We start from the raw sequence: 12,411 nt of genomic DNA, 5'->3' as shown, positions 1-12,411 counted from the left end.
AGACTGCGGGGAGTGGGCGTCCCTGGGAAGTGGGGCCCGCAGGGTGTGGGGGCCCGCGGGGTGTGGGGGCCCGCGGGGTGTAGAGGGACTGTGGGGGTGGGCGGGCTGGGGTTTGTGGGTGGTGAGCTTGGTGTTTGTGCCGGGGCCGCGGTCTTGCAGCCGTGCCGCGTTGGGCTGTGGCTGCGGGCGTGTGGCGGTGGGGAAGCCGTCCCCTCGGATCATTCCTGTCAGGCCGTGTTTCCCGCGTTGCGCAGGCGGGCGAAGGACGTGTCCAGGCCCTTCTTCAGCATCCGCGCCAGGGGCCGCTCCACGAAGCGGTGGACCAGCCAGCTCAGGACCAGGAAGCCGGCGATCACGGTCACGACCAGCAGTCGGGCGTCCATGGTGTCCCGCAGGCGGTTGATCAGCGTCGTACCGGCCACGTAGTGCAGCAGATAGAACGGGTACGTCAGGGCGCCGGCGGTCACGAGCCACTTCCAGCGGATCCGGTCGGTCAGGCCGACCGCGATCGCGACCATGACCAGCAGGAACACGGTGAAGATCAGCACGCTGCCCCGCCAGCCGGAGACGTGCTCGACCGTGTCGATGCGGTGCCCCAGCTCCAGCTGGCCCATCAGCCACGCCATGCCGAGGATGCCCCACAGCAGCAGGTCCTGGCCGAACCGGTGCATGAGGTAGAGCGCCAGCCCCGCGATGAAGTACCAGGCGCCGTCCGGGTTGGCGACCAGCACCAGCAGAGGGAAGTCGGACACCGGTGCGAGCATCGCGGCGGCGCCCCACGCGCAGCAGAACACGACGACCTTGCGGTACGTCAGCCCCGTGGCGACGACGAGCAGGAAGAGCAGGTAGAAGCGCAGCTCCGACCAGAGGGTCCAGTACACGCCGTCGACGTTCGACACGCGTGAACCGGATTGCAGCATCGTGAAGTTGAACAGGACCTCGCGCAGGCGAAGCCGCTCCCACACGCCGGGCACGGCCACCAGGACGCCCGTGGTGAAGACGATGGCGAACCAGTACGCCGGGTAGAGCCGGATCACCCGCGAGACGAAGAACTGCCGCGGGGTACGGCCCCAGCACGACATGCAGATCACGAAGCCGCTGATCACGAAGAAGATCTCGACGCCGATCCAGCCGTAGGCGGCGAACCGGAACACCGAGGGCATGATGTCGGACGTCGGCCGGTCCCAGATCGCGTTGTTCGGCTGGTTGACCCGGTAGGTGCCGGCGTAGTGGTGTACGGCCACCATCAGGGCGGCGAGCAGACGGATGCCGTCGATGGCGTACAGCCGACGGCCCTCCCGCCCGCGGACGGTGGCCTGCCTCGCAGCCGTCCCGGCGGGCCGCGGTGGCTGCTCGGCCGCGGTGAGTGGGGGGAGCGGCTTGCGCAACCCGCTCACGACCCGCATCGGTATCGACGATATGCCGTCCGTGCCCTGCATCGGAACCTATCCCATCCCCGCGAGAGAACTCCGCCCCCCGGGGCGGCAACAGAACGGCTCACGCTACGGCAGGCACAATTACCCCACAGGTAAAGGACAGGAACAAACCTCACGTCTACGATGCGCAGTTGCCCGAACCATCGCCGAGACGCATGACAGCGTTCGCCAAGACTTCACTTGACTGCGGCTTCGGCTCAGATCCGTCCGGGGCCCGTGTGCGGTGGCTCGGCGGCGCGGCCGTGGTCCGGGCGGGCCGCCGCACCGTCCGACTCGCCGCGGCCGGGCCGGGGAACCCGCCCGTCGGCCCGGCCCGGCGGCAGCACCGCGTCCGCGGTGTTGACGCGGGGGAGCGCGTAGGGGTGTTCCTCGGTCAGCCAGCGGATCATCCGCTCGCGCACCGTGACCCGTACCGTCCAGATGTCGTCCGCGTCCTTCGCCGTGACCAGGGCGCGTACCTGCATGGTGTTGGGCGTCGAGTCGGTGACGGCCAGGTTGTGTTCGCGGCCGTCCCAGGCCGGGCAGTCGCGCAGGATGTCCCGCAGCTTCTCGCGCATCGCCTCCACCGGCGCACTGTGGTCGACGTGGAAGAAGACGATGCCGGTCATCATGGCGCTGCCGCGCGACCAGTTCTCGAAGGGTTTCGAGGTGAAGTACGAGACCGGCATCGTGATCCGGCGCTCGTCCCACGTCCGCACCGTCAGGAACGTCAGCGTGATCTCCTCGACCGTGCCCCACTCGCCGTCCACCACGACCGTGTCACCGAGGCGGACCATGTCACCGAAGGCGATCTGCAGCCCGGCGAAGAGGTTCGCCAGCGTGGACTGGGCGGCGACACCGGCGACGATGCCGAGGACACCGGCCGAGGCGAGCAGCGAGGCGCCGGCCGCTCGCATCGCCGGGAACGTGAGCAGCATCGAGGCGATCGCCACCACGGCGACGATCGCCGACAGTACGCGTTGGATCAGTGTCACCTGCGTGCGCACCCGGCGGACCCGCGCCGGGTCGCGGTGGGAGGCCGCGTAGCGGGTGTACGAGGTCTCGACGATCGCCGTCGCGATGCGCACCACCAGCCACGCGGCGGACGCGATGAGGATCAGGGTCAGGGCCCGGCCGATGCCGACCCGGTGTTCCACCAGCAGCTTCGCCTGGTCGTACGAGCCTCGCAGCAGGCCCGCGAACAGCATGAACCGGAAGGGGACGCGGCCGCGGCGGAGCAGGCCCCACAGTGGTGTCTCGCGCCGGGCGTCGGCGTGTCGCAGCAGGTGGTCGACGGCCCACCCGATGAGCAGTGCGAGCACGACCGATCCACCGACGACGATCAGCGGACGCAGTACGTTCTCCATGCCGATGTCCATGTCCTTGACCGTAACCGGCCCGGGGGCGCCCTGAACATGCGATGTCAGTGTCGGCTGGCACGATGGGGTTCATGAACATCATGCTCTTTCACTCGACCTACGGGCTGCGGCCGGCGGTGCGTGCCGCGGCGGACCGGCTGCGTGCCGCGGGGCACGAGGTGTGGACGCCCGACCTCTTCGAGGGGCGCACCTTCGAGACCGTGGAGGAGGGCATGGCGTTCAACGACGCGATCGGCAAGGACGAGTTGCTCAAGCGCGCGGTCCTGGCTGCCGCGCCCTATTCCGAACGCGGCTTGGTGTACGCGGGATTCTCGCTCGGCGCCTCCATCGCGCAGACCCTGGCGCTCGGTGACGAGAAGGCCCGCGGGCTGCTCCTGCTGCACGGCACGTCGGACATCGCCGAGAGCGCGTCGGTGGACGAGCTGCCGGTCCAGCTGCATGTCGCGGAGCCCGACGCGTTCGAGACGGACGACTGGCTGAGTGCCTGGTATCTGCAGATGCAGAGAGCGGGAGCGGATGTGGAGATCTATCGGTACGCCGGGGCCGGACATCTCTACACCGACCCCGACCTGCCCGACCACGACGCCGAGGCGACCGAGGCCACCTGGAAGGTGGCGCTCGGCTTCCTCGACAACCTGTAGGGACTCATACCGGGTTACACCGGGTCGTAGGTCCGCTCCACCTGCTGCGTGCCGCTGCGCGTGCGGTACGAACGCCACCATGACGAGGTCGCGTTGGCGTTCTTGCGGTCGGAGAGGACGTAGTAGTCCATCTGCGCGCGATCGGCGGTGATGTCCAGGACGCCGTAGCCGTGGCGGTCGGTGTCGACCCAGTGGACGTGCCGGTTGGCGGCGCGGATGATCGGCCCGGCGATCGCGGTGAGGGTTCCTTCGGGGACCTTGACGATGTCGTCGAGGTTGTCGGAGGTGACCGAGGTGACGACGAACTCGGTGGCGGCGGAGGGGGACAGCGGGTACGTACCGGCGTCCACCGGCACGTCGTTGGCCCACGCCATGTGGATGTCGCCGGTCAGGAAGACCGTGTTGCGGATGGCGTTGGAGCGCAGGTGCGCGAGGAGTTCGCGGCGGTCGTCCGTGTAGCCGTCCCACTGGTCGGTGTTGAGGGCGAGGCCCTCCTGCGGCAGGCCCAACAGCTCGGCGAGCGGCTTCAGCAGGTCCGCGGAGAGCGAGCCCACCGCGAACGGCGAGATCATCACCGAGTTGCCCACCAGGCGCCAGCTGGTGTCGGACGCCTTCAACCCTGCCTTCAGCCAGTCGAGCTGGGCACGACCGGTGAGCGTACGGTCCGGGTTGTCGACCTCGCCGTTGCCGACGGCGGTCTGCTGGGAGCGGAAGGAGCGCAGATCGAGCAGGGACAGATCGGCGAGCCTGCCGAAGCGCAGACGGCGGTAGGTGGTGCCGGCGATCGCCGGACGGACCGGCATCCACTCGAAGTACGCCTGCTTGGCGGCGGCCTGACGCGCGGCCCAGGCGCCCTCGGATCCCTCGGTGTGGTTCTCGGCACCGCCCGACCAGGTGTCGTTGGCGAACTCGTGGTCGTCCCAGATCGCGACGACCGGAGCCGCCGCGTGCAGTGCCTGGAGGTCGGGGTCGGTCTTGTAACGCCCGTGCCGGGTGCGGTAGTCGGCGAGCGTCAGGATCTCGTGGGTGGGCGCGTGCGGTCGTACGACGGTGTCGCGCGTCCCGTACTCGCCGGTTCCGTACTCGTAGATGTAGTCGCCGAGGTGCAGCCAGGCGTCCAGGTCGCCGCGGGCCGCGAGATGGCGGTACGAGGAGAAGTACCCGGCTTCCCAGTTGGCGCAGGAGACCACGCCGAAGCGCAGGCCAGGGACGGCGGCGTCGGCGGCGGGCGCGGTGCGGGTGCGGGCGGCGGGGGAGTCGGTGCCCCCGGCGGAGAAGCGGAACCAGTAGTCGGCGGCGGGCTGAAGGCCGCGGATGTCCGCCTTGACGGTGTGATCGGAGGCGGCGGTCGCGGTGAGGGAGCCTTTGGCGACGACGTTGGTGAACGCCTTGTCCTTGGCGACGGTCCAGCTGACCTCGGTGTCCGGGCCGAGCCCGGAGCCCGGTATCGCCGCGGTGGTGGGAGTCACCCGGGTCCACAGCAGGATGCCGTCGGGCAGCGGGTCGCCGGAGGCGACACCGTGCAGGAAGATGGGGGCCTCGGCGGCGCGGGCCGGCAGGGTGGCCGCGAGCGGGGCTGCGAAGACGGTGACGCCGGCGGTGGCGGCCGCGGCCTTGACGACCGAACGGCGGCGCGGCGTGCGCCCGTTGGCGCTGTCTGTTGATCTGTTTCGACTGGTCACGAGCGATCAGGTTACTGACCGGTACGACCAAGAGCGGGCGAACTCGCAAAAGTTCGCCCGCTCTTCGACTGGAGGTCGGCTGAGGCCCCGGAGGGTTCAGACCGGCCGGTCTCAGTTTTAGGCCTTGAGCGCGGCCTCGATCGCGGTGTTGAAGTCGGCCACCGTCATCGGCGCGTTCTCGCCGTCGGCACCGGTGAGCTTCTTGCCGTCCATCTTCAGCGTCGGAGTGCCCTGCACACCGCTGTCGTCGAACGTCGAGGACATCTCCAGGGCCCACTTGTCGTAGGTGCCGTTGTTCACGGCGTTCTGGAACTTCTTGTTGTCCTTCAGGGCGTCGACCGTGTCGGCCACCTCGATCAGGTAGGAGTCGTCCTTGAACTTGTCGTCCGACTCCTCCGGGTGCCACTTCGTCGAGTACAGCGCGGTCTTGTACTCGAGGAACGCCTCGGGGCTGACGTTCAGCGCGGCACCCAGGGCGCTGAGCGCGTTCTTGGAGCCCTCGCCGGTCAGGCTGTTGTCGAGGAACGTGGCACCGACGTACTGGACCTTGTACTTGCCGTCCTCGAGGCCCTTGTCGACGGTCGTGCCGACGGTCTGCTCGAACTGGGCGCAGATCGGGCAGCGCGGGTCCTCGTACATGACCAGGGTCTTCTTGGCGCTGCTCTCGCCGACGACGACGGTGGTGCCGTTCTCGCCGGTGGTGTTGGCCGGCTTGACGAGCTTGTCGTCCTTCGCGGCCTCCCAGTAGCCGGGCTCGTTGCCCTGCACGACCGCGTAGCTGATGCCGCCGGCTATCGCGAGGACGCCGACGATCGAACAGGCCACGATGACCTGGCGCTTGACCTTGTCGCGCTTGGCCTGCCGCTCGCGCTCCTGGCGCAGCCGCTCACGGGCGGCGTTCTTCGAGGCCTGGCTGTTCCGCTTGCTCATGGTGGTGATCTCCAGAGGGGACGCGCACACGGTGTGCGCGGAATGCGTACGGGGGACTGCTGATGCTCAGTGGCTGTTCGCGGTGGATGGTCACGCGAAAGCGGCCGAGCGCGGCGGTCCACGCCGTCCCAGGGAGTGCACGAGGATCCGGTCGCGGGCGGTGCTCGTACGGCGGCTGGAGCGCTGCGGCGGGCTTACCGCCGGAGCCGGGCTCACCGTCACCGCGGCGACCGCGAGGAGCAGCGGGCGGAACGTGGTCGCCGTCACCGCCCGCAGTACCTGGGCCAGCGCCTGCTCGCCGCGGCGCAGCCAGGCGGCGGCGAGGAGGCCGACGCCGATGTGCGCGCCGAGCAGCAGCCAGGCGGTGGCCGGGTCGGCGTGGGCGAGCAGCGCCGAGATCCGGTCGGGGCCGGTGCCGCTCACCCGGGCCAGCGGGGTGCCGAAGTCGGCGCCGCCACCGCACAGCACGTCGAAGCCGACGGAGCGCAGGGGGCCGGCGACCGGGCCGCCCGCCGCGCCGTAACAGACGTGCTGACCCGTGGTGAACACCGTGTCGGCGGCCAGTTCCAGCGGGATGAGGAGGGCGGCGATCCGGCCGAAGCCGCGTTCGCGGCCTGCCAGGGCGTACGCAGTGACGAACACGGCGGCGGCGACCGCGGCCACCGTGTTCAACGGCAGCGGGACCCGGGACAGCAGCACGTGCGACGCGGTGCTGAGTGTCACGACGAGTGCCGTGAACAGCGCCGCGCGTACGGCTCTGAGCTGGGTCCCGGATATGTCCATAGCGGGGAGAGTGTGTCACGGACTCCTGTAGGGGACCCCTAAAGGGTTCCTATGAGTGGGCGGACGGTTACAGACCCGGAATCCGGCCGTTGCGGAACAGGTCGACGAAGATCTGGTGGTCGGCACGCGCGCGTGCGCCGTAGCTGTGCGCGAATTCCACCAGGAGCTCCGCGAAGCCGTCCTCGTCGGCCGCGATCGCCGCGTCGATGGCTCGCTCCGTGGAGAACGGGACCAGCTCCGAGTGACCGCTCTCGTCGTCGGCGGCCGCGTGCATGGTGGCCGTGGCCCGGCCCAGGTCGGCGACGACCGACGCGATCTCCTCCGTGTCGTCGATGTCACCCCAGTCCAGGTCCACCGCGTACGGCGAGACCTCGGCGACGAGCTGGCCCGCGCCGTCCAGCTCGGTCCAGCCCAGCCACGGGTCGGCGTGTGCCTGGAGGGCGCGCTGGGAGATCACCGTGCGGTGGCCCTCGTGCTGGAAGTACTCGCGGATCGAGGCGTCCGTGATGTGCCGGGAGACGGCCGGGGTCTGGGCCTGCTTGATGTAGATCACGACATCGTTCTCCAGGGCGTCGCTGTGGCCCTCCAGGAGGATGTTGTACGAGGGCAGGCCGGCCGAGCCGATGCCGATGCCGCGGCGGCCCACGACGTCCTTCACGCGGTACGAGTCGGGGCGGGCGAGCGAGGACTCCGGGAGCGTCTCCAGGTAGCCGTCGAAGGCCGCGAGGACCTTGTAGCGGGTGGCGGCGTCGAGCTCGATGGAGCCGCCGCCGGGCGCGAAGCGGCGCTCGAAGTCGCGGATCTCGGTCATCGAGTCGAGCAGTCCGAAGCGGGTCAGCGAGCGGGCGTCGCGCAGGGCGTCCAGGAGCGGGCCCTCGGCCGTGTCCAGGGTGAAGGGCGGCACCTCGTCGCTCTTGGCGCCGGTGGCGAGGGCGTGGACCCGCTCGCGGTAGGCGGCCGCGTACACCGTGACCAGCTCGGTGATCTGCTCGTCGCTGAGCGCCTTCGCGTACCCGATGAGCGCCACGGAGGCGGCGAACCGCTTGAGGTCCCAGGTGAAGGGACCGACGTACGCCTCGTCGAAGTCGTTCACGTTGAAGATCAGGCGGCCCTGGGAGTCCATGTACGTGCCGAAGTTCTCGGCGTGCAGGTCGCCGTGGATCCAGACCCGGGAGGTCCGCTCGTCCAGGTACGGTCCGCCCCGCTTCGAGCCGAAGCCGATGTCCGCGGTGAGGTCGTGGTAGAAGAGGCCCGCCGTGCCCCGGTAGAACGCGAAGGCGGAGGCCGCCATCTTGCGGAACTTCACGCGGAACGCGGCCGGGTCGGCGGCCAGGAGCTCGCCGAAGGCGGTGTCGAAGACGGCGAGGATCTGCTCGCCGCGTTGCTCGGCGCTGAGCTGCGGGACCGACATCGCTGGGTGCCTCCTGGTGCAGGTGGTGCGTGACATGTGGGAAGGGGTGCCGTCCGCCGGGGCGGACGCTTCCGTCCAACTCCAACGGACGAAGGTACGCGGGAGTGCCCGGGTACCCGGATGAAGGTACGGGTGATCCTCCGCCGAGTGTCAGTGGCCCGGCATAGACTTCGACGCTGTCCCCCCAGACTGTCCGCAGCCTGTCGACGATTGTTCTCCTTGGAGGCCGAAGCCGTGTCAAAGCCGCCGTTCACGCACCTGCACGTCCATACCCAGTACTCGCTGCTGGACGGTGCCGCGCGGCTCAAGGACATGTTCAATGCCTGCAATGAGATGGGCATGACACACATCGCCATGAGCGACCACGGCAACCTCCACGGGGCGTACGACTTCTTCCACACGGCTCAGAAGGCGGGCGTCACGCCGATCATCGGCATCGAGGCGTACGTCGCTCCGGAGTCCCGGCGCAACAAGCGCAAGATCCAGTGGGGTCAGCCGCACCAGAAGCGCGACGACGTGTCCGGTTCGGGCGGTTACACGCACAAAACGATCTGGGCGGCCAACAAGACGGGCCTGCACAACCTCTTCAAGCTCTCCTCGGACGCGTACGCCGAGGGCTGGCTGCAGAAGTGGCCCCGCATGGACAAGGAGACCATCTCCCAGTGGTCCGAGGGCCTCATCGCCTCCACCGGCTGCCCCTCCGGTGAGCTGCAGACCCGGCTGCGCCTGGGCCAGTACGACGAGGCGCTGAAGGCGGCCGCCGAGTACCAGGACATCTTCGGCAAGGACCGGTACTTCCTGGAGCTGATGGACCACGGCATCGAGATCGAGCGCCGGGTCCGCGACGGGCTCCTGGAGATCGGCAAGAAGCTCGGCATCCCGCCCCTGGTGACGAACGACTCGCACTACACGTACGCACACGAGGCGACCGCGCACGACGCTCTGCTCTGCATCCAGACCGGCAAGAACCTCTCGGACCCCGACCGCTTCCGCTTCGACGGCACCGGTTACTACCTGAAGTCCACGGACGAGATGTACGCCGTGGACTCGTCGGACGCCTGGCAGGAGGGCTGCCGCAACACCCTCCTGGTCGCGGAGCAGATCGACACCACCGGGATGTTCGAGAAGCGCGACCTCATGCCGAAGTTCGACATCCCGGAGGAGGGCTACACCAACACCACCTGGTTCAAGGAGGAAGTGCGGCGCGGCATGATGCGCCGCTACCCGGGCGGCGTCCCCGAGGACCGGCAGAAGCAGGCCGAGTACGAGATGGACATCATCATCCAGATGGGGTTCCCGGGGTACTTCCTCGTCGTCGCCGACTTCATCATGTGGGCCAAGAACAACGGCATCGCGGTGGGCCCGGGCCGTGGCTCCGCGGCCGGCTCGATCGTCTCTTACGCCATGGGCATCACCGACCTCGACCCGATCGAGCACGGGCTGATCTTCGAGCGGTTCCTCAACCCCGAGCGCGTCTCCATGCCCGATGTCGACATCGACTTCGACGAGCGCAGGCGCGTCGAAGTGATCAGGTATGTGACCGAGAAGTACGGCGAGGACAAGGTCGCCATGATCGGCACGTACGGAAAGATCAAGGCCAAGAACGCGATCAAGGACTCCGCGCGCGTGCTGGGCTACCCGTACGCGATGGGCGACCGCCTCACCAAGGCCATGCCCGCCGACGTCCTCGGCAAGGGCATCGACCTGAACGGCATCACCGACCCCTCGCACCCCCGCTACGGCGAGGCGGGCGAGATCCGCGGGATGTACGAGAACGAGCCGGACGTCAAGAAGGTCATCGACACCGCCAAGGGTGTGGAGGGCCTGGTCCGGCAGATGGGTGTGCACGCGGCCGGCGTGATCATGTCCAGCGAGCCGATCGTCGACCACGCCCCGATCTGGGTGCGGCACACCGACGGCGTCACCATCACACAGTGGGACTACCCGCAGTGCGAGTCGCTCGGCCTGATCAAGATGGACTTCCTGGGCCTGCGCAACCTCACCATCATGGACGACGCCGTGAAGATGGTGGAGGCCAACAAGGGCGTCAAGCTGGAGATGCTCGAGGTCCCGCTCGACGACCCCAAGACGTACGAACTGCTCTGCCGCGGTGACACGCTCGGTGTGTTCCAGTTCGACGGCGGCCCGATGCGCTCGCTGCTGCGCCAGATGCAGCCCGACAACTTCGAGGACATTTCCGCCGTTTCGGCCCTGTATCGGCCGGGTCCGATGGGCATGAACTCGCACACGAACTACGCCGAGCGCAAGAACGGCCGGCAGGAGATCACGCCGATCCACCCGGAGCTCGAAGAGCCCCTGAAGGAGACGCTCGGCCTGACCTACGGCCTCATCGTGTACCAGGAGCAGGTGCAGAAGGCCGCCCAGATCGTCGCCGGTTACTCGCTCGGCGAGGCCGACATCCTGCGCCGCGTGATGGGCAAGAAGAAGCCCGAGGAGCTGGCGAAGAACTTCACCATCTTCCAGGCGGGCGCCAAGAAGAACGGCTTCTCGGACGCGGCGATCCAGGCCCTGTGGGACGTCCTGGTCCCGTTCGCCGGCTACGCGTTCAACAAGGCGCACTCCTCCGCGTACGGCCTGGTCACCTACTGGACCGCATACCTCAAGGCGAACTACCCGGCCGAGTACATGGCCGCGCTGCTGACCTCGGTGAAGGACGACAAGGACAAGTCGGCGGTCTACCTCAACGAGTGCCGCCGCATGCGCATCAAGGTGCTGCCGCCGAACGTCAACGAGTCGGTGCACAACTTCGCCGCCCAGGGCGACGACGTGATCCTCTTCGGCCTGGAGGCCGTGCGCAACGTCGGTACGAGCGTGGTCGATTCGATCATCCGGTCCCGCAAGGCCAAGGGAAAGTACGCCTCCTTCCCCGACTACCTGGACAAGGTCGAGGCCGCCGCCTGCAACAAGCGCACCACGGAATCGCTCATCAAGGCCGGCGCCTTCGACACCATGGGGCACACCCGCAAGGGCCTCACCGCGCACTTCGAGCCGATGATCGACAACGTGGTGGCGGTCAAGCGCAAGGAGGCCGAGGGGCAGTTCGACCTCTTCGGCGGCATGGGAGAGGAGGAGACCAGCGAGCCCGGCTTCGGACTCGACGTGGAGTTCACGACCGACGAGTGGGACAAGGCCTATCTGCTCGCCCAGGAGCGGGAGATGCTCGGTCTGTACGTCTCCGACCACCCGCTCTTCGGGCTGGAGCACGTTCTGTCCGACAAGGCCGACGCGGGCATTGCCCAGCTCACCGGAGGTGAGCACGCGGACGGCGCGGTGGTGACCATCGGCGGCATCATCTCCGGCCTGCAGCGCAAGATGACGAAGCAGGGCAACGCCTGGGCGATCGCCACCGTCGAGGACCTCGCGGGCTCCATCGAGTGCATGTTCTTCCCGGCGACGTACCAACTGGTGTCGACCCAACTCGTCGAGGACGCGGTCGTCTTCGTCAAGGGACGCCTCGACAAGCGCGAGGACGTGCCGCGCCTCGTCGCGATGGAACTTCAGGTCCCGGACCTGTCGAACGCCGGCACCAACGCGCCGGTGATCCTCACCATCCCCGCGGTGAAGGTCACCCCCCCGATGGTCAGCCGCCTCGGCGAGATCCTCAGCCACCACAGGGGCGACAGCGAGGTGCGCATCAAGCTCCAGGGCCCGCTCAAGACCACGGTGCTGCGGCTCGACCGACACCGGGTGAAGCCGGATCCGGCGCTCTTCGGTGACCTGAAGGTGCTACTGGGGCCGGCCTGCCTGGCGGGCTGAGAGACGTGAATTGATGTACGAGAGGGGCGCATCCGTAATCGGATGCGCCCCTCTGTGTGTGTCTGGGCTTCAACAGCCCTTACACGGGGCCTCAGTTGTGGCCGAAGCGCTTCTGTTGCTTACGGGCAACATCCGCGGGGCTGCCATGGGTCTGCGGCATCGGCGACTGCTGCGCCTCTGTCGAGGACCGCTGCGCCTGCTCCTGCGCACGCTCGGCCTGCGAGGAGCGGTCCTGCTGGCCGCCCTGCTTGCGGTTCTTGTTCTTGGCCATGGTGATTGCCTCCTGTGGGGCTCTAGGGGCCAGGGCCGGGACCAGATTCACATAGCCTGACAAGCAGCGCATTTCGTGGAATTACCGTGCGTAATAAGCCCTGTCGGAGAGTGCTTCACCGA

At 68.3% G+C, this 12,411-nt stretch carries 9 protein-coding genes; 2 read left to right on the top strand and 7 right to left on the bottom strand.

Annotated elements, in window-relative coordinates:
- Positions 1-227: 227 nt before the first annotated feature.
- Positions 228-1,406: an acyltransferase gene (locus tag AB0D57_RS04320; protein ID WP_362066827.1), complete on the bottom strand. Its 1,179-nt coding sequence runs from the start codon at positions 1,404-1,406 to the stop codon at positions 228-230.
- Between the two features lie 227 nt (positions 1,407-1,633).
- Positions 1,634-2,782, bottom strand: coding sequence for a mechanosensitive ion channel domain-containing protein (locus tag AB0D57_RS04315; protein WP_362067063.1), 1,149 nt, complete (start codon positions 2,780-2,782; stop codon positions 1,634-1,636).
- Positions 2,783-2,865: 83 nt separating this feature from the next.
- On the opposite strand from AB0D57_RS04315, the gene AB0D57_RS04310 reads away from it, so the two are divergent.
- Positions 2,866-3,435 carry a dienelactone hydrolase family protein gene (locus AB0D57_RS04310; protein WP_362066825.1) on the top strand — a complete coding sequence of 190 codons (570 nt, stop codon included), beginning with the start codon at positions 2,866-2,868 and terminating at the stop codon, positions 3,433-3,435.
- Between the two features lie 14 nt (positions 3,436-3,449).
- Here the strand turns inward: AB0D57_RS04310 and AB0D57_RS04305 are convergent, their stop codons facing one another.
- The 4 genes from AB0D57_RS04305 to AB0D57_RS04290 form a co-directional block, all read right to left on the bottom strand.
- Positions 3,450-5,117 carry an alkaline phosphatase D family protein gene (locus AB0D57_RS04305; RefSeq protein WP_362066823.1) on the bottom strand — a complete coding sequence of 556 codons (1,668 nt, stop codon included), beginning with the start codon at positions 5,115-5,117 and terminating at the stop codon, positions 3,450-3,452.
- 117 nt (positions 5,118-5,234) lie between these two features.
- The gene (locus tag AB0D57_RS04300) at positions 5,235-6,047 is read right to left on the bottom strand and encodes a DsbA family protein (RefSeq protein WP_362066821.1); all 813 of its coding nucleotides are present in this window, start codon (positions 6,045-6,047) and stop codon (positions 5,235-5,237) included.
- A gap of 90 nt (positions 6,048-6,137) precedes the next feature.
- Positions 6,138-6,830, bottom strand: a complete 693-nt coding sequence (locus AB0D57_RS04295) for a hypothetical protein (protein WP_362066819.1) — start codon at positions 6,828-6,830, stop codon at positions 6,138-6,140.
- Positions 6,831-6,897: 67 nt separating this feature from the next.
- Positions 6,898-8,241, bottom strand: coding sequence for a DUF2252 domain-containing protein (locus AB0D57_RS04290; protein WP_362066817.1), 1,344 nt, complete (start codon positions 8,239-8,241; stop codon positions 6,898-6,900).
- A 234-nt stretch (positions 8,242-8,475) separates the two neighbouring features.
- Between AB0D57_RS04290 and dnaE the strand changes: the two genes are divergently transcribed.
- Entirely contained in the window at positions 8,476-12,018 is a 3,543-nt protein-coding gene (gene dnaE, locus AB0D57_RS04285; RefSeq protein WP_362066815.1) for a DNA polymerase III subunit alpha, read from the top strand.
- 91 nt (positions 12,019-12,109) lie between these two features.
- On the opposite strand, the gene AB0D57_RS04280 is transcribed toward dnaE, so the two are convergent.
- Complete coding sequence (locus AB0D57_RS04280; protein ID WP_362066813.1) at positions 12,110-12,289, bottom strand: hypothetical protein; 180 nt, start codon at positions 12,287-12,289, stop codon at positions 12,110-12,112.
- Positions 12,290-12,411 lie beyond the last annotated feature (122 nt).

It is taken from the genome of Streptomyces sp. NPDC048275 (assembly GCF_040652275.1).
In the GTDB taxonomy this organism is placed as follows: Bacteria; Actinomycetota; Actinomycetes; order Streptomycetales; family Streptomycetaceae; genus Streptomyces.
Note: the sequence above shows the minus strand (reverse complement) of the source record. Positions and strands in the feature narration are given on the sequence as shown.